The 17,670-nt window shown below is 60.2% G+C and carries 14 protein-coding genes; 3 read left to right on the plus strand and 11 right to left on the minus strand.

Going from position 1 to position 17,670, the window contains the following annotated elements; genetic code table 11:
* Positions 1-277 precede the first annotated feature (277 nt).
* The 3 genes from AC3IX1_RS03000 to AC3IX1_RS03010 all read left to right on the plus strand — a co-directional run bounded on the left by AC3IX1_RS03000 (position 278) and on the right by AC3IX1_RS03010 (position 7,200).
* Complete coding sequence (locus tag AC3IX1_RS03000; RefSeq protein WP_489387073.1) at positions 278-1,225, plus strand: DnaJ C-terminal domain-containing protein; 948 nt, start codon at positions 278-280, stop codon at positions 1,223-1,225.
* A 27-nt stretch (positions 1,226-1,252) separates the two neighbouring features.
* Positions 1,253-1,558, plus strand: a complete 306-nt coding sequence (locus AC3IX1_RS03005; RefSeq protein ID WP_489387074.1) for a chaperone modulator CbpM — start codon at positions 1,253-1,255, stop codon at positions 1,556-1,558.
* Positions 1,559-1,941: 383 nt separating this feature from the next.
* Positions 1,942-7,200 (plus strand): NEL-type E3 ubiquitin ligase domain-containing protein, encoded by a 5,259-nt coding sequence (locus tag AC3IX1_RS03010; RefSeq protein ID WP_489387075.1) that lies wholly within the window; start codon positions 1,942-1,944, stop codon positions 7,198-7,200.
* A gap of 67 nt (positions 7,201-7,267) precedes the next feature.
* On the opposite strand, the gene ureC is transcribed toward AC3IX1_RS03010, so the two are convergent.
* The 11 genes from ureC to urtA form a co-directional block, all read right to left on the minus strand.
* Positions 7,268-8,968: an urease subunit alpha gene (ureC, locus tag AC3IX1_RS03015; protein WP_489387076.1), complete on the minus strand. Its 1,701-nt coding sequence runs from the start codon at positions 8,966-8,968 to the stop codon at positions 7,268-7,270.
* A gap of 139 nt (positions 8,969-9,107) precedes the next feature.
* A complete protein-coding gene (locus tag AC3IX1_RS03020; RefSeq protein WP_489387077.1) occupies positions 9,108-9,413 on the minus strand; it encodes an urease subunit beta in 306 nt (101 codons plus the stop codon).
* Entirely contained in the window at positions 9,413-9,946 is a 534-nt protein-coding gene (locus AC3IX1_RS03025; RefSeq protein ID WP_489387078.1) for a GNAT family N-acetyltransferase, read from the minus strand. Before AC3IX1_RS03025 ends, AC3IX1_RS03020 begins: the two co-directional genes overlap by 1 nt.
* A 6-nt stretch (positions 9,947-9,952) precedes the next feature.
* Entirely contained in the window at positions 9,953-10,486 is a 534-nt protein-coding gene (locus AC3IX1_RS03030; protein WP_489387079.1) for a GNAT family N-acetyltransferase, read from the minus strand.
* 9 nt (positions 10,487-10,495) lie between these two features.
* A complete protein-coding gene (locus tag AC3IX1_RS03035) occupies positions 10,496-10,798 on the minus strand; it encodes an urease subunit gamma (RefSeq protein ID WP_489387080.1) in 303 nt (100 codons plus the stop codon).
* Positions 10,799-10,857: 59 nt separating this feature from the next.
* Positions 10,858-11,697 (minus strand): urease accessory protein UreD, encoded by an 840-nt coding sequence (locus AC3IX1_RS03040; protein WP_489387081.1) that lies wholly within the window; start codon positions 11,695-11,697, stop codon positions 10,858-10,860.
* 205 nt (positions 11,698-11,902) lie between these two features.
* Positions 11,903-12,601, minus strand: coding sequence for an urea ABC transporter ATP-binding subunit UrtE (urtE, locus tag AC3IX1_RS03045; protein WP_489387082.1), 699 nt, complete (start codon positions 12,599-12,601; stop codon positions 11,903-11,905).
* 132 nt (positions 12,602-12,733) lie between these two features.
* Positions 12,734-13,603 carry an urea ABC transporter ATP-binding protein UrtD gene (gene urtD, locus AC3IX1_RS03050; RefSeq protein WP_489387083.1) on the minus strand — a complete coding sequence of 290 codons (870 nt, stop codon included), beginning with the start codon at positions 13,601-13,603 and terminating at the stop codon, positions 12,734-12,736.
* Positions 13,600-14,679 (minus strand): urea ABC transporter permease subunit UrtC, encoded by a 1,080-nt coding sequence (urtC, locus tag AC3IX1_RS03055; RefSeq protein WP_489387084.1) that lies wholly within the window; start codon positions 14,677-14,679, stop codon positions 13,600-13,602. The genes urtD and urtC overlap by 4 nt, the downstream gene beginning before the upstream one ends.
* The gene (gene urtB, locus AC3IX1_RS03060) at positions 14,679-16,181 is read right to left on the minus strand and encodes an urea ABC transporter permease subunit UrtB (protein ID WP_489387085.1); all 1,503 of its coding nucleotides are present in this window, start codon (positions 16,179-16,181) and stop codon (positions 14,679-14,681) included. Before urtB ends, urtC begins: the two co-directional genes overlap by 1 nt.
* Positions 16,182-16,339: 158 nt before the next feature.
* The gene (urtA, locus tag AC3IX1_RS03065; protein WP_489387086.1) at positions 16,340-17,605 is read right to left on the minus strand and encodes an urea ABC transporter substrate-binding protein; all 1,266 of its coding nucleotides are present in this window, start codon (positions 17,603-17,605) and stop codon (positions 16,340-16,342) included.
* Positions 17,606-17,670 lie beyond the last annotated feature (65 nt).

Below are 17,670 nucleotides of genomic sequence, written 5' to 3' on the forward strand. Positions count from 1 at the left end.
AAACGGCCGCGCAGTGTATGTCAGAGCGCGCCAGATTCGAAGGCCGGTTATCTGCTAATTCTTCGCAAGCAATGCCTTGAAAGATGGGGCATCCCCCCCAAACTACCCTGCATCAACCGGACAGCCGTGGGAGTGCTCGCAAGAAGCCCCGCCTGCTGCCGATAAACTTCTGCTGCGCCGCCCGGTCACAAACTTGAGATCGGTCAAACCAATGGCTGCAAACTAGCGCATGCTGTGGCCCGTGGCGCGATTCTGATAACGGATGGTGATTCCCTCGATGGACTTCAAAGACTATTACAAGATTCTCGGTGTGGAGCCGACCGCAGACGATAAGGCGATCAAGGCCGCCTATCGCAAGCTGGCGCGCAAATACCACCCCGACGTCAGCAAGGAAAAGGACGCCGAGTCCAGGTTCAAGGACGCTTCGGAAGCCTATGAAGCACTGAAAAGCGCCGACAAACGCGCCGAATACGATGATTTGCGCCGCTATGGCCAGCACGGCCAACCGTTCCAGGGACCACCAGGCTGGCAAAGCCGTGGCGGTTTCGGTGGCGGTGGCCAGGACACGGGCGATTTCTCGGACTTCTTCAGTTCGATCTTCGGCAACCGTGGGCCTGGTTTCAGTGGTGGTGGACAGTCGCGTCGCAGCACCGGACGTCGAGGGCAGGACGTGGAAATGGAACTTGGGGTTTTTCTCGAAGAAACACTGTCGACCGAATCGAAGAAGGTCACCTTCCAGGTGCCGCAGTACAACGCGGCCGGCCAACATGTGAGCAACACCAGCAAGAGCCTGAACGTGAAGATTCCGGCCGGTGTGAGCGACGGCGAGCGCATTCGCCTCAAGGGGCAGGGCGCTCCGGGCGTGGGTGGCGGGGCCAATGGCGACCTGTACCTGACGATCCGTTTTGCACCGCACCCGAAGTTCGACGTCGAAGGCGAGAACCTGATCATCACCTTGCCACTGGCACCTTGGGAGCTGGCGCTGGGCGCTGAAGTCGCCGTGCCGACCCTGACCGGCAAGATCAACCTCAAGGTCCCGGCCGGCAGCCAGAACGGCCAGCGCATGCGCGCCAAGGGCCATGGCCTGATGAACAAGGCCGGTGAGCGTGGTTACCTGTTCGTGCAACTGAAAACCGTGATGCCGAAGAAATCCGACGATGACATCAAGGCCCTGTGGCAGGAGCTGGCGAAAAAAGCCGCGTTCGACCCGCGAGAGCATTTTTGATCCCATGGAACCAAGGAGTCACTGACTATGAGCAGTCCCCTGAACGTTCAACTGGACATGGCAGAATTCTGTGAGGCGGCCGAGTTGTCGGACGTCTACGTGATCGAAATCGTCGAGCACGGCATCCTCGAACCTCAGGGCGCTCAGCCCAAGGACTGGGTTTTCAACGACTACGAGCTGACCCTGGCCAGGCGCGCCGCCAAGCTGCGGCGCGACCTTGACCTGGAATGGGAAGGCGTCGCCCTGGCGCTGGACCTGCTCGAAGAAGTCCAGCAACTGCGGGCGGAGAACCGCATGCTCAAGCAGAGGTTGGGGCGGTTGTTGGTCGAGTAAATATTCTGTTGTTTTTGCATTGCCTGTCAGGCCGCTTTCGCGAGCAGGCTCGCTCCCGCATTGGTTTTGGCGAACTGTTCCCACTCATCGACGATGCGATCAACGTGCAACACGATCAACTCGGAAAGACGCATGTCGGTTATCTGAGCATGATTCGGGGAACGGCGAGTCGAATAGTAGTTCCTTTGGCGGGAAAAACACGACCACTCAAGCAGCGACATAAATGTGGGCTGCTCTGGCGGTATCTATGTATTGGCGACTCTTTGAATTTCGAACCGTCAGCGCCTTTTTAGAGCGCTGGCTCAACAGTAATTTGGTCTTTTTTTTCAGGTTCCGGTGAGTAAGTCTGTGGGCTCCTATCTTGTCATCAAGGTGATGAAAAAGTGTCTGACTTGCACGGAAGCAACTCGCTGGAAACTCCCGCCGAAAATAACGGCGTTCATTACGAACGCGTACTCGGCGCAATACCCGGCGCGATAAAAAAGGCGTCGATGGCGAAACTGAAAACCCTCGAAACACTGCGGCCCCAAACCCCCGAGTGGTACGGCCGGGCACGGGAAATTGACCGCCAATACCTGAAAGAATTGATTGAAGAACAAGGACGCTTGCAAGGCGTACTGGACAAGACGCTGGGTGATTTGCAACACGACATCAATACCTTCGCCGAGCCTCTACTGAGTACGGCATTGAAGTCGAACTTCAATACCGTCGAGAACGTCAACGAGCTCAGCGTGCAACTTGCAGTGCCAAGCAAAATTGCCTTTGTCATCGATACCGGTGCCAGTCGCGTTCGGCAGTCCACGCTGCTGGAAGCGGCGCTGCATAATTTCGAAGAGTCCGAAACCACCGAAGACGCCTGGCGGGACAGCTCCGGCATTTACCGCAAGGATGCGCGTGGCAGTCTTGTACTTGAACCCGCGATCCCCCTGCCACGCTTTACGTCGTTATGCCGAAGTCTGGACATCGGCGGGCAATATCAACGGCACATCAAGTCCGTCTTGCTGCCCAGCAACGTTGAAGCGCAGCGGACGTTGCAGCACGACTCGGTGGCCAGCGAAAAGGCCACTTTTCAGGTGGCGGCGCTGATTGCCAGATTAAAGGGGGATATCAGTGATTACGCCTACACCAAGCTTGGGCTAATGCGTGAAAACCGCGCAAACATAACGTTTTATGACCAGCCATTGCACAGCCATCGTTTATCACTGATGGGTTTCAGGCTGACCGGCATTGTGTTGTTCAGTGCGATTGCTGATCCATCGGCATTAAAGAAGGCAATCGATGCGCTGACCCCCGACTCGTTGAAGTTCTGGAGTGAGTGGTCACAGCGTATTCCGGTGTTACCCGGGAACGAGTATGAACAGTTCAAATTGATACAGGCATTCTTTGCCAATGGCCCGCAGGGCGTGACCGATGAGCTTTTGCGCAAGGACGATATTTACCAGCAAAGCCGCTTGTCCGGCCCGTTGATCGCCTATGTCCCGGATGATCCTGTTCACCCCTTGAAGGAATACTCGTCGCTGACCGAGTTCATGGCGACGCTGATCGGCCAGTTACGCAACACCGAGTACCAAGCCTTTTTCAGCCGGTTCGTGGCGCAAAAGGACAAAGGCGTTTTTTTCACCCGTGTCAACGAGCGCTTCACGACCTTTACCTGGCATCAACCCGAACCGTTCGACATGGGGCCGTGGTGGCGTGAAACCGCGGTAGAGAACCCCAACGCGGAACCCATCACCAACCGCATCCACGGTGACCTGTGGATAACGCTGTTTCAAGAGCGCCGCAATAAGGCCATCGCCGACGCCAGGCTCATCGCTGTGCCGACTGACGATGAAGATGCGACAGCGCGCTTCAAACGTTTGACCAGTTACCTGGAGATCGGCTGGAACATCTTCAATTTTGCCGCGATGCTGGTACCCGGATTGGGCGAAGCAATGCTGGGAGTCATGGTCGCGCAAATGCTCGCCGAGGTGGCAGAAGGTGTCGAAGACTGGAGCAAGGGTGATAAAGAGGAGGCCTCTGCCTATTTCAATGGCGTGCTGATCAACTTTGCGCAGTTGGCGCTTATGAGTGTCGGGCACGTGTTGCCGAGCGGCAGGCTGACACCCATCAAGGTCTCGCCATTTGTCGAGGGCCTCAAATCGGTGGAGGTGCGCGGCAAGGAGCGGTTGTGGAACCCGGATCTGCGTCCCTATGAACATCCGATTGCCTTGCCGCCGGACGCGCCGGTCAGCGAAAAGGGCCTCTACCGGCATCAGGACCAGGACCTGCTGCGGCTCGACGAGAAGTGTTACGGGGTCAGGCAGGACCCCACTACCGGACAGCATGGTCTTGCGCATCCAACCCGTGCCGACGCCTATCAGCCGCTGCTGGAGCATAACGGTGCCGGTAGCTGGAAGACCGAACTCGATCAACCGCTTGAATGGGACAGACGCCAATTGCTCAGACGCCTGGGGGCTTCGGCAGACGGTTTCTCCGATGAAATCCTGAACCAGGTTTTGACCGTCAGTGGCGTGCACGAAAATGTCCTGCGCCGGCTTCACGTCGAGCATGAAACCCCGCCGGCGATGCTGGTCGACACCCTCAAACGCTTCAAGGCCCATGCCGATGCGCAAGCCTGCGCAGAGCAAATTCTGGCCAATCGGATCGGCGAGGAATGGGCCGATTACGCCGTGCGATCCATGACCGAAATGAGCGGCTGGCCCGACGACAAGGCCATTGAAGTCTTCCAGGGGCCGGGACTTACGGGGGCGGCGATCAAGGAGGGCTATGCCCAGGCGTCACCGGCCAATACATTGCAGATGACCTGGTCGGACCTGCTGGCGGGGGCGCTGCCCGAGCGCGTGGTAGGGTTCCTTGACGAACAGGCGCTTCGCGAACTGCTCGGTGAATGGTTTTCCGGTGACGCGCAGAAGCGTTCCAAAGCATTGCGCGAGCAATGGGCGGCAAAGGTGAGCCAGCGCAAGCGGCAGTTATTCGACCTCCTGTACAGTCGTCGGACCCGTTCGGAGGATCCTTTGGTGAATCTGCTCAAGGACGATTTTGCAGACATCTCGATCAGCCAGGCGCAAGAACTGCTGGTTGAGGCGCACCCCTCGGACGTGCAACACCTGACCGAAAAAAAACGCGTACCTTTGCGGCTGGTTGAACAAGCCCGCAAGGACGCCGAGCAATTGCGGATGACACGGGCCTATGAAGGCCTTTATCTCGACGAACTGCACAACCAGGATACCGTGCGGCTGGAGTTGCATTCACTGGCAGCGCTACCGGAATGGCCGTCGGATCTGCGCCTGGAAATTCGTGAGTATTCTTTTGAAGGTCCTTTGAACAACAGTATCGGTGCGCCGGACGCACCGACGCGCAAGGTACTGATCCGGGGGGAGGGCGGCCAATACGAGGCACGGGATGCCCGCGATCAACACTTGCATGGCGCCGACACGCTGTATGCGGCGGTGCTGCACGCATTGTCCGACTCGCAGCGCGACGCCCTGGGCTTTGAAATCCATGACGCATTACGGCTTGAGCAAGCGGTAAAGGCACAACCGTTGGGTCGTCAGTTGTTTGAGCCGATTTTGCGGGACAACCCCGTGCTCAAGCCCGCTTACGACCCGAAAGTCATGCGTCTGCGTGGCGGCATGCAAGGTTACGCGCAACAGGCGCCGCGCGGGGTGGGGCTGCGGCGGCGGGCTCGGTCGTTGTATCCGGCCCACTCCTCGGAGGAAATCGAAACGCTGTTGACGCAGTTCGGTCACAACGGTGGTTCGGCGCATGAACGACTTACCGCGTTGGAGGCCGAGTTCAACCAGCTCATTCGAGCACTGCAACGCTGGATGAACTCGCCGACAGAGTCCTTTCGTTTATCCCTGGCGGGCGTGGCGGAGTGGCATGCGCGAAACCGGATCTTCGACGCGCTCAGGCAATGCTGGCAGCGCACCGGGCCCGAGGGAATAGAGGCGGAGGGTGTGGTGCGCCCGCAGTCCTTGAGGTTCGATAACATTCCAAAGTTGAGCCAGCTTCTGGATACCCTGCCGAAGCTGGAGGCCAACTTCGACCATGTCACCTCGCTGAGCCTGCGAGGTGGTCAGTTGCGCGGCGAGCACATGCCGTTCCTCGACTCGTTCCATCAGGTGCGCTACCTCAATCTGCAAGACAACCGGCTAACGGCCCTTCCGCAAGCGGTGAGGGATATGCGTCATCTCACCCACCTGTTTCTTGACGGCAATCACATTGAACTGGATGCATTGGCGGTAGATCGCCTGAAGAAACTGACACGCATGACGTCCCTGCGCTTGCGCGGCAACCCGCTGAAGCTCATTCCGGACATCAGCCGAATGCCGCACTTGCAGGTGCTTTTGTTGGGCGAAACAGGGCTCGACAGCTGGCCGGTCGGGCTGTTTTCGCAATCGCGACCGCGCAGTTTCTTTCTTGATCTGACCGATAACCCGATCAGCCGGATACCCGAGGTCGCGCCCGGTTCATTTCGCGCAGAGTTGCTGGCGCGCACCGTGATCAGCCGGGGCCCGCGCTGGATCTCACCGGAAAATCTCGACATCCTGAAGTCTTACATCGAGTCGGTCGGTATGGACCCGGAGCGTCCTTATCCGCCCCGCGGCGTGCTCGACAGTTCGGAATGGGACGCGGGTATGTCTGTGGAGCAATGGCGGGAAAAACAGAAAGTCTGGAACGCGGTCGAGGATGAATTCGATTCAGTGCCGTTCTTCAACGAAGTCTACAAACTCACCCAATCCGCCGACTTCAAGGCCGGCGGCACCTATCAGACGGAACTGACGACCAAGGTCTGGCGCATGCTCGAAGCCATGGCCCGCGACAGTGAACTGCGCATCAAGTTGTTCAACGAAGCTGCAACCCCCACCGAATGCGTGGATGGCGGCACGCAACTGTTCAATGCCATGGGCGTGCAGGTGATGGTTCACGAAGCCCATGCCCTGGTGCGTGCGGACCTGATCGAAACGCAATTGCTGGAGCTGGCCCTGGGCAAGTCCCGGCTCGACGAGCTCGGTGCCATTGCCCGTCAGCGGGTGTCTGAGCGGTTGACGAAGGGAGAGCAATTCCGCCGCTACGACGCCAATGGCGAAGTGACCGGCACTATCGATGAAGTGGAAGTGCACCTGGCCTACATGACCGATCTGGCAGAGCGCCTGGATTTGCCGTGGCAGGCACGGGGTATGCAATTCCGCACGATCGCCGAAGTCAGCAAAGAGATGATCGAGGCAGCGTTCCTGCGGATCAAGGCGCTTGAGGACGGTGATCTGCTGATCGACCGGATCTTCGAGCAACCGCTCTGGAAAACCTGGTTGGAGTCGACTTACCGCGAGGAATTGACCGGCTTTAAACGCCGGATCGACGCCACCATCGATTTGCAGGATGCGTTGCAGCGCAGGGCCGAAGGTACGCGATTCACTGCCGAGGAAAAGACTGCGGTGGAAGCGGAAATCAAGGGACTGTGCAGCGAATTGGGCAAAAGTGAAACCGACTATGCGGATGGCCGGCTGATGACTGACGAGGAGTATGTTCAAGCCTTGAATGACATCGACCGGCAGATCACGCAGCAGCTGAAAACCCTGACCCGAGATGCGATGACGCGGGCCAAGCTGGACCGGCTGCGGATTGGGGCCGATCAGTAATCACGGAAAAAACAAAGGCCTCGACACCTTGGGGGGCGAGGCCTTTGTGTGTGGTGCAACAAACGGCTCAGAACAGGAAGTAACGCTGGGCCATCGGCAAGGTGTCCGCCGGTTCACACCATAGCAACACACCGTCGGCCTTGACCTGGTAGGTCTGCGAATCGACGTCAATTTTCGGCAGGTAGTCGTTGTGGATCAGGTCGGTTTTCCGCACGTCGCGGCAGCCTTTGACCACAGCGATTTTCTTCTTCAACCCCAGCGCCTCAGGCAAGCCTGCATCCTGCGCCGCCTGACTGATGAAGGTCAGGCTGGTGGCGTGCAGCGAGCCGCCGAAGCTGGCGAACATCGGGCGGTAATGCACCGGTTGTGGCGTCGGGATCGAGGCATTGGCGTCGCCCATCAGGCTGGCCGCAATGGCACCGCCCTTGAGAATCAGCGTCGGCTTCACGCCGAAAAACGCCGGGCGCCAGAGCACCAGGTCTGCCCATTTTCCCACTTCGACCGAACCCACTTCATGGCTGATGCCGTGGGTGATTGCCGGGTTGATGGTGTACTTGGCGATGTAGCGCCTGGCGCGGAAGTTGTCGTTGCCTTCACCATCGCCGGGTAGCGGCCCGCGTTGTTTTTTCATCTTGTCGGCGGTCTGCCAGGTGCGGGTTATGACTTCGCCGACACGGCCCATGGCCTGGCTGTCGGAGCTGATCATCGAGAACGCACCGAGGTCATGGAGGATGTCTTCGGCGGCAATCGTCTCGCGGCGGATGCGGCTTTCGGCGAAGGCCACATCCTCGGCAATGCTTGGGTCGAGGTGATGGCAGACCATCAGCATGTCGAGGTGTTCGTCGATGGTGTTGCGGGTGAACGGCCGGGTCGGGTTGGTGGAGCTAGGTAGCACGTTGGCAAAACCGCAGGCCTTGATGATGTCCGGCGCGTGACCGCCACCGGCACCTTCAGTGTGGTAGGTGTGAATCGTGCGGCCCTTGAAGGCGGCGAGGGTGGTCTCGACGAAACCGGATTCGTTGAGGGTGTCGGTGTGGATCGCCACCTGCACGTCGAACCGGTCGGCCACATTCAGGCAGTTGTCGATACTCGCAGGTGTAGTGCCCCAGTCCTCATGCAACTTGAGGCCGATGGCACCGGCCTTGACCTGTTCGATCAATGGCTCGGGCAGGCTGGCGTTACCCTTGCCGGTCAGGCCGATGTTCATCGGGAACGCGTCCGCGGCCTGGAGCATGCGCGCCAGGTGCCACGGCCCGGAGGTGCATGTGGTCGCATTGGTGCCGGTGGCCGGTCCGGTGCCGCCACCGATCATGGTGGTGACACCGCTCATCAATGCCTCTTCGATCTGCTGCGGGCAGATGAAGTGGATGTGGGTATCGATGCCGCCAGCGGTGAGGATCATGCCCTCGCCAGCGATGACTTCGGTGCTGGCGCCAATGGCGATGTTGACGTTGGGCTGGATGTCCGGGTTACCGGCCTTGCCGATCGCCGCGATGCGCCCGTCCTTGAGGCCGACGTCGGCCTTGACGATGCCCCAGTGATCAATGATCAGCGCGTTAGTAATCAAGGTGTCGACCACGTCGGCAGCCAGCAACTGGCTCTGACCCTGGCCGTCACGGATGACTTTACCGCCACCGAATTTCACTTCTTCGCCGTAGGTGGTGAAATCCTGTTCCACTTCGATCCACAACTCGGTATCGGCCAGGCGCACCTTATCACCGACGGTGGGACCGAACATGTCGGCGTAGGCTTGACGGGAAATCTTCATGTGTTCGCCTTGAGATTCAATTGATTTTGAGATCGCTCGCATTACTCGCTATCGCGAGCAGGCTCGCTCCTGCATTTGATCGCGGTCTCATGTAGGAGCGAGCCTGCTCGCGAAGGGGCCTGAGCGGACACCGAATTACTTACAGGTCACCCATGATCCGCCCGGCAAAGCCGAACACCCGGCGATGCCCGGCCAAATCCACCAACTCCACCTCACGGCTCTGCCCCGGTTCGAAGCGCACGGCGGTGCCGGCGGGGATGTTCAAGCGCATGCCGCGGCTGGCGGTGCGGTCGAACGTCAGGGCGTCGTTGGTTTCGAAAAAGTGGTAATGCGAGCCGACCTGGATCGGCCGATCACCACTGTTGGCCACTTTCAGACTGATCGTGCGCCGGCCGACGTTGAGTTCGATCTCGCCGGGCTGGATCTGGTACTCACCGGGAATCATCAATGGGCTCCTTGGAGAATTTTGTAGTACAGGGCGGTCGGCTTGTAGCGGCCGCTCGGATCGCAGGCGTAGTCGGGGATTTCACCGGCGCGGGTGTAGCCCAGCGATTGGTAGAAGGCTTCGGCGGGCGAGCCGGCTTCGGTGTCGAGGTAAAGCATGCCGCGCTTTTGCTGCAGGGCCGCCGCTTCCAGAGCGCTCATCAGTTGCTGGCCCAGACCACGACGCCGCGCATGTTCGCGCACCAGCAGTTTTTGCACTTCGCCACGGTTCAGGCCGTTGGCTTTCTGGCACAGACTCAGCTGTACGCTGGCCTGCACCTGCTCGTCCTTGACCACCAACCACAGCAGCACATTGCCCTTGTTCAAGTTGTCCTGGACCTCGTCGAACCAGGCATGGGCCTGGGTGGCATCGAGGTCAGCCATGAAGCCGACACTGGCGCCATAGCCGACGGCATCGAGCAGCAAATCGATCAGGCCTTGGCGATAATGCGCAAAGCTTTCGACATTGACGCGTCGCAATTGGGCGGGGTTCATGGACGATCACTCCTTGTTGGCGGCGGGTGGTTGCGCGCCGGGGTCGAGGGTCAGTTGCATGAAGGTCAGGTCCAGCCAGCGGCCGAATTTGGTGCCGACCTGAGGCATTTGCCCGGTGGCGATAAAGCCGATGCGCTCATGCAAGCGAATGGAGGCGGCATTACCGCTTTCGATGGCCGCGACCATCACATGCTTGCCGCAGCCTTTGGCGCGCTCAATCAGCGCTTCCATCAATTGCGGGCCGAGGCCGTTGCCGCGCTGGTCGCTGTGTACATAGACCGAATGCTCGACGGTGTGGCGGAAACCGTCGAAGGGTCGCCAGTCGCCGAACGAGGCGTACCCGAGCACCGTGTCGTCGGCATCTACAATCACCAGGATCGGATAAGCCTGGGATTGCCGGGCGTTGAACCAGGCCTGGCGGTTGCCGAGGTCGACCGCCTGCTCGTTCCAGATCGCCGTGGTGTTGAGCACCGCGTCGTTGTAGATGTCGAGGATGGCTGGCAGGTCGGCATGCACGGCATCGCGGATGTGGTAAGTCATGGCGCGGCCTCAGGCGATGGGTTGGTGGACGGTGACCAGTTTGGTGCCGTCGGGGAAGGTGGCTTCGACCTGGATTTCCGGGATCATTTCCGGGATGCCTTGCATCACTTGTTCGCGGGTCAACAGGGTGGTGCCGAAGTGCATCAGGTCGGCCACGGTCTGGCCGTCGCGGGCGCCTTCAAGCAGCGCGGCGGAGATGTAGGCCATGGCCTCCGGATAATTGAGTTTCACGCCGCGAGCCAAACGCCGCTCGGCCACCAGGCCGGCGGTGAAGATCAGCAGCTTGTCTTTTTCGCGTGGGGTCAGGTCCATCGTAGGAATCCATCAGGGCAGATTAAAAAGAGTTGGGCCTGTTTGCACAGAAAAGCAATTCAGGTGCTCCATATTCTGGGTGGCAAGGCTTCACGGCCAAGCAAGGCTGGGCGTAACAACTTCCAAAGTTCAATCAGCCAACCTCGCGCCAACAGCGCCTCACTGGCCAGACATCGCGCCACCACCAACCCCGGCAACTGCGTCAAATCCCCGCGCACGTCGTTGGGCAGTGAGCGGCAGCGCTCCAGCAGTTCGCGTTCAACCTCACCCGTCACCAACAACGTAGCAAACACCGGTTGCCCATCCAGCCCGATCGGCGAGTCCAGCAAACCGTCCGCCCCGACAATGCGCTGGCACTCATGCCAGATCAACTGGCCGTCGCGGCGGATATCCAGTTGCGCCTGGAAGTGCCCAAGGTCGAAGCGCTCGCCACTGGCCGGACGGCCCAGGGCCACGACGTCCCAGTAGAACAGCCGCGCATCGCCTTCAAGGTCGATGGACGTGCTGAGTTGCGCCTGGGCCGCGCTGAAAATGATCGTCTCCTGGGGCAGCCATTCCAATGTCGCTCCGGCCGCCACCTTTAACTTCAGTTGCTGATAGGCGGGGCCGGCGGCGCGATACCACTTGGCCGCGCCGGGGCTGGTGATTTGTGCCCAGGCATCGCGCTCGACGCTGGCCGAGATGTCCAGCCGATCACCACCGGCAATTCCGCCGGGCGGGTGGACGATGATGTGCTGGCAGACTTGCAGCCCTTCGGCATACAGGTGTTTTTGCACCCGCAACGGACCTTTGTGTCGGCGCTGGACCGGGCGGGTGGTCTTGTCGAATCGGGCATAGCCCAGCTCCAGTTCGGCGTGCCAACTGGGGGTAAACAAGGTGCCGGATGCGGGAAGAGTCATAGTCAGTGCTTATCGTGAGGTCGTCACGAAGGTTGCAAAGGCTGTGCCGCAAGGATTCGCAAGCAGGAGGCGACTATTGATTGTGTTGATGCACCAGCGCAGGGCCAATTATGAAATATCGTGCAATAAATTGGTGCGCCTCATCGATAACGAGTTGGGTTCCTTGCCAACCGGTCCCCTCCAGGCCTCACGGAAAGTGATCGACTCAGATCGTTACCAGCCCGCGCACCCCTTCGGCTTCCATATTCTCTCCGCGACCCTGTTGCACGATTTCGCCCCGGGACATCACCAGGTATTGGTCCGCCAGCTCGGCGGCGAAATCGTAGAACTGCTCGACCAGTAAAATGGCCATGTCGCCCCGGGCCGCGAGCTTTTTGATTACGGCACCGATCTCCTTGATCACCGAGGGCTGTATGCCTTCGGTGGGTTCGTCGAGGATCAGCAGGCGAGGGCGACTGGCCAGCGCACGGCCGATGGCCAGTTGTTGTTGCTGGCCACCGGACAGGTCGCCGCCACGGCGTTGCTTCATTTGCAGCAGCACCGGGAACAGCTCGTAGATGAACGCCGGGACTTCTTTGGCCTCGCTGCCGGGGAAGCGCGACAGGCCCATCAGCAGGTTTTCTTCCACGGTCAGGCGGCCGAAGATTTCCCGGCCCTGCGGCACGTAGGCGATCCCTGCGTGCACGCGTTGGTGCGGCTTGAACGTGGTGATCGGTTTGCCTTCCCAATTGACCGCCCCTTCCTTGGCCGGCAACAGGCCCATCAGGCACTTGAGCAGCGTGGTTTTGCCCACGCCGTTGCGCCCGAGCAGGCAGGTGACTTCGCCGACCTTCGCGTCAAACGTCAGGCCGCGCAGGATGTGGCTTCCGCCGTAGTACTGGTGCAGTTTGTCGACTTGCAGCATTCTCGAATACTCCTCAAGTCCCCTGTAGGAGCGAGCCTGCTCGCGATGGCGTCGGCACACTCAACATCGTTGGTGACTGATGCACCGCTTTCGCGAGCAGGCTCGCTCCTACAGGGGGATGTATTTGCAGGTTTAACGACCGAGATAAACCTCGATCACCCGCTCGTTGTCCTGCACCTGCTCCAGCGACCCTTCGGCCAGCACGCTGCCCTGATGCAACACCGTGACGTGGTCGGCAATCGAGCCGACGAAGCCCATGTCATGTTCCACCACCATCAGCGAGTGCTTGCCGGCCAGGCTCTTGAACAGCTCGGCGGTGAATTCGGTTTCGGCGTCGGTCATGCCCGCAACCGGCTCATCGAGCAGCAGCAGTTGCGGGTCCTGCATCAGCAGCATGCCGATCTCGAGGAACTGCTTCTGGCCGTGGGACAGCAGGCCGGCCGGGCGATTGACCGAGGAGGTCAGGCGAATGGTCTCCAGCACTTCGGCGATGCGGTCTTTCTGCTCGCCGCTCAAACGCGCCCGCAGGCTGGCCCACACCGACTTGTCGGTTTTCTGCGCCAGCTCAAGGTTTTCAAACACGCTCAAGGCTTCGAACACCGTCGGCTTCTGGAACTTGCGCCCGATACCGGCCTGCGCGATCTGCACTTCGCTCATCTGAGTCAGGTCCAGGGTTTCGCCGAACCAGGCCTTGCCGTGGCTGGGTCGGGTCTTGCCGGTGATCACGTCCATCAGCGTGGTCTTGCCCGCGCCGTTGGGGCCGATGATGCAGCGCAACTCACCGACGCCGATGTACAGGTTCAGATTGTTCAGGGCGCGGAAGCCGTCGAAGCTGACACCGATGTCTTCCAGGGTCAGGATGGTGCCGTGGCGCGTATTCAGGCCTGGCCCGACCCGTTGGCCAAGGCCGATGGCATCGCGGCTGCTGCCGGCGTCCTTGTTGGGCTCCACAGGAAAAAACGCCGGTTCGAGCATGAATTCAGCCGTCGCAGTGACTCTCATAGTTCACCTCTTTTCTTCAACAGACCGATCACGCCTTTGGGCAAATACAGGGTCACGACAATGAACAGCGCGCCGAGGAAGAACAGCCAGTACTCGGGAAACGCCACAGTGAACCAGCTCTTCATGCCGTTGACCACGCCGGCGCCGAGCAACGGACCGATCAAGGTGCCACGCCCACCCAGTGCCACCCAGACTGCGGCTTCGATCGAGTTGGTCGGCGACATTTCACTCGGGTTGATGATCCCCACTTGCGGCACGTACAGCGCACCGGCCAGGCCGCACAACACTGCGCTCAACACCCACACGAACAACTTGAAACCACGCGGATCGTAGCCGCAGAACATCAGGCGGTTTTCTGCATCGCGCAGCGCGGTCAGCACCCGACCGAACTTGCTTTGCGCCAGGCGCCAGCCAATAAACAGGCTCGCTACCAGCAACAGCACCGTGGCGAAAAACAGCACGGCGCGGGTGCCCGGCTCAGTGATGCCGAAGCCAAGAATGGTGCGGAAGTTGGTGAAGCCGTTGTTGCCGCCGAAGCCGGTTTCGTTGCGGAAAAACAGCAGCATTCCGGCGAAGGTCAGGGCCTGGGTCATGATCGAGAAATACACGCCCTTGATCCGCGAGCGGAAGGCGAAGAAGCCGAACACCAAGGCCAGCAACCCCGGCGCCAACACCACCAGGCACAGGGTCCAGAGGAAGCTGCTGGTGCCGGTCCAGAACCACGGCATTTCGGTCCACGACAGGAAGGTCATGAACGCCGGCAAGCCATCGCCCGAGGCCTGGCGCATCAGGTACATGCCCATGGCATAGCCGCCGAGGGCGAAGAACAGGCCGTGCCCCAAGGACAGCAGGCCGGCGTAACCCCACACCAGGTCCAGCGCCAGGGCGACGATGGCGTAGCAAAGAATCTTGCCCACTAGTGTCAGCGTGTAGGCGGAAACATGCAGCGTGCTGTCCACCGGTAACAACGACAGGAGCGGTAGCGCCAACAGCAGAACGAGGATCACCGCACCGACGGCAATCGAGACTTTAGGGCCGGCTTTTTGGGTCGCGGTAACGAGCAGGGGCTGGTTCATCAGTCGATCACCCGTCCTTTGAGTGCGAATAGGCCTTGCGGACGTTTCTGGATGAACAGAATGATCAGCGCGAGGATGAGGATCTTGCCGAGCACGGCACCGATCTGCGGTTCGAGAATCTTGTTGGCGATGCCCAGGCCGAACGCAGCAAAAACACTACCGGCCAACTGCCCGACACCGCCGAGCACCACCACCAGGAATGAGTCGATGATGTAGCTCTGGCCGAGGTCCGGGCCGACGTTGCCGATCTGGCTCAGGGCTACGCCACCGAGGCCGGCGATGCCCGAGCCGAGACCGAAGGCGAGCATGTCCACGCGCCCGGTGGGTACGCCGCAGCAGGCGGCCATGTTGCGGTTCTGGGTGACGGCGCGAACATTCAGGCCGAGGCGAGTCTTGTTCAGCAGCAGCCAGGTCAGCACCACCACAAACAGCGCAAAGGCAATGATGACGATGCGGTTGTACGGCAGCACCAGGTTCGGCAGCACCTGAATCCCGCCTGAAAGCCACTCCGGGTTGGCCACTTCGACGTTCTGTGCGCCGAACACCAGGCGAACCAGTTGAATCAGCATCAGGCTGATGCCCCAGGTAGCAAGCAGGGTTTCCAGCGGACGGCCGTAGAGATGGCGAATCACCGTGCGCTCCAGCGCCATGCCGATGGCCGCGGTGACGAAAAACGCCACCGGCAGCCCGATCAGCGGATAGAACTCGATGGCTTGCGGGGCGAAGCGCTGGAACATCAGTTGCACCACATAGGTCGAGTAGGCGCCGAGCATCAGCATCTCGCCGTGGGCCATGTTGATCACGCCGAGCAGGCCGAAGGTGATCGCAAGTCCCAGGGCGGCGAGCAGCAGAATCGAGCCCAGGGACATGCCGCTGAAGGCCTGACCCAGGAGTTCGCCGACCAGCAGTTTGCGTTTGACTTGAGCGAGGCTGGTTTCAGCGGCGGTACGCACATTCGCGTCGGTTTCAACGCCCGGCTCCAGGAGGTTTTCCAAGCGTGTGCGGGCCAGCGGATCGCCGGTTTCGCCGAGCAGGCGCACAGCAGCGAGGCGCACGGCCGGGTCGGCATCCACCAGTTGCAGGTTGGCCAGGGCGAGGCTCAATGCAGCGTGAACACTTTCGTCCTGTTCGCCAGCGAGTTGCTTATCGAGGAATTTCAACTGCGCCGGCTTGGCGCTTTTCTGCAATTGCTGTGCGGCGGCCAGACGGATTTTGCTGTCGGTGGCGAGCAACTGGTGACCGGCCATTGCCGTGTCGATGAGACCCCGCAGGCGGTTGTTCAGGCGCAAGGTTTTCGGCTGGCCGTCGATGGTCAACTCGCCTTGTTGCAGGGCGTTGATCAGTACGGTGCGGGCCGGATCGGGCTGCGCGGCCCAGGTTTCCAGCAGCCTGGCTTGCTGCACGGGATTGGCGGCGACGAAGTCTTCGGCGTCGCCGGCGTGGGTGGCCATCGGCAACAACAGTGCGATGACCAAGATGAGACGATAAAGGGCGGTGGGCATAGATAGTCGCCTTGACGCGGATATTGTAGGAGCGAGCCTGCTCGCGATAGCGGTTGTTCAGTCACAGAAGTGTTGAATGTGCTGCCGTCATCGCGAGCAGGCTCGCTCCTACAGGGATTTGTGTCGGGCCCGAATGCTTGGGCCCGACATCCAGTGGCTCAGTTGCTCTTCACCGCATACTCCGGTTTCTTGTCGTTGCCCGGGATGAACGGGCTCCACGGCTGGGCGCGGATCGGCCCTTCGGTCTGCCACACCACGTTGAACTGACCATCGGCCTGGATCTCGCCGATCATCACCGGCTTATGCAGGTGGTGATTGGTCTTGTCCATGGTCAGGGTGTAGCCGGACGGGGCGGCAAAGGTCTGGCCGGCCAGGGCCTCGCGGACTTTGTCGACGTCGGTGGATTTGGCTTTTTCGGCCGCTTGCGCCCACATGTGGATGCCGACGTAAGTGGCCTCCATCGGATCGTTGGTCACCGCCTTGTCGGCGCCTGGCAGGTTGTGTTTCTTCGCGTAGGCTTTCCAGTCATCGACGAACTTCTTGTTCACCAGGTTCTCGACCGACTCGAAGTAGTTCCACGCCGCCAGGTTGCCCACCAGTGGCTTGGTGTCGATGCCGCGCAGTTCTTCTTCGCCGACCGAGAACGCCACGACCGGAACATCGGTGGCCTTCAGGCCCTGGTTCGCCAGTTCTTTATAGAACGGCACGTTGGAGTCGCCGTTGACGGTGGAGATAACGGCCGTCTTGCCTCCGGCCGAGAACTTCTTGATGTTGGCGACGATGGTCTGGTAGTCGCTGTGACCGAACGGGGTATAGACCTCTTCGATGTCCTTGTCGGCCACGCCTTTGGAGTGCAGGAACGAACGCAGGATCTTGTTGGTGGTGCGCGGGTAGACGTAGTCGGTGCCGAGCAGGAAGTAGCGCTTGGCGCTGCCGCCTTCTTCGCTCATCAGGTATTCAACGGCGGGGATCGCTTGCTGGTTCGGCGCGGCGCCGGTGTAGAACACGTTCGGCGACATTTCTTCGCCTTCGTATTGCACCGGGTAGAACAGCAGGCCGTTGAGTTCTTCGAACACCGGCAGTACCGATTTGCGCGACACGGAAGTCCAGCAACCGAACACCACGGCAACCTTGTCCTGGGTCAGCAACTGACGGCCCTTCTCGGCGAACAGTGGCCAGTTCGACGCCGGGTCGACGACCACCGGCTCAAGCATCTTGCCGTTCACGCCACCCTTGGCGTTGATCTCGTCGATGGTCATCAGCGCCATGTCTTTGAGCGACGTTTCGGAGATCGCCATGGTTCCGGACAACGAATGCAGAATACCGACCTTGATGGTCTCGGCGGCCTGGATGGTCCAGGTCATGCCCATTGCGGCAATGGATGCCGAGAGTGTGAAAGCCTTGATCAAACTGCGACGCTTCATTGTGCGATCTCCATGAACTTATGAGTTTTCTTGGTTGGCAGATGCGGACTACTGAAGGTGTGTTT

The sequence above is a fragment of the Pseudomonas sp. KH_046_2 genome, from assembly GCF_057838985.1.

Bases quoted from the DNA above. Each gene is read 5' to 3' on its own strand.
- AC3IX1_RS03000 (WP_489387073.1), top strand. From the start codon at position 278: ATGGACTTCAAAGACTATTACAAGATTCTCGGTGTGGAGCCGACCGCA.
- AC3IX1_RS03005 (WP_489387074.1), top strand. From the start codon at position 1,253: ATGAGCAGTCCCCTGAACGTTCAACTGGACATGGCAGAATTCTGTGAG.
- ureC (WP_489387076.1), bottom strand. From the start codon at position 8,968: ATGAAGATTTCCCGTCAAGCCTACGCCGACATGTTCGGTCCCACCGTC.
- AC3IX1_RS03020 (WP_489387077.1), bottom strand. From the start codon at position 9,413: ATGATTCCCGGTGAGTACCAGATCCAGCCCGGCGAGATCGAACTCAAC.
- AC3IX1_RS03025 (WP_489387078.1), bottom strand. From the start codon at position 9,946: ATGAACCCCGCCCAATTGCGACGCGTCAATGTCGAAAGCTTTGCGCAT.
- AC3IX1_RS03030 (WP_489387079.1), bottom strand. From the start codon at position 10,486: ATGACTTACCACATCCGCGATGCCGTGCATGCCGACCTGCCAGCCATC.
- AC3IX1_RS03035 (WP_489387080.1), bottom strand. From the start codon at position 10,798: ATGGACCTGACCCCACGCGAAAAAGACAAGCTGCTGATCTTCACCGCC.
- AC3IX1_RS03040 (WP_489387081.1), bottom strand. From the start codon at position 11,697: ATGACTCTTCCCGCATCCGGCACCTTGTTTACCCCCAGTTGGCACGCC.
- urtE (WP_489387082.1), bottom strand. From the start codon at position 12,601: ATGCTGCAAGTCGACAAACTGCACCAGTACTACGGCGGAAGCCACATC.
- urtD (WP_489387083.1), bottom strand. From the start codon at position 13,603: ATGAGAGTCACTGCGACGGCTGAATTCATGCTCGAACCGGCGTTTTTT.
- urtC (WP_489387084.1), bottom strand. From the start codon at position 14,679: ATGAACCAGCCCCTGCTCGTTACCGCGACCCAAAAAGCCGGCCCTAAA.
- urtB (WP_489387085.1), bottom strand. From the start codon at position 16,181: ATGCCCACCGCCCTTTATCGTCTCATCTTGGTCATCGCACTGTTGTTG.
- urtA (WP_489387086.1), bottom strand. From the start codon at position 17,605: ATGAAGCGTCGCAGTTTGATCAAGGCTTTCACACTCTCGGCATCCATT.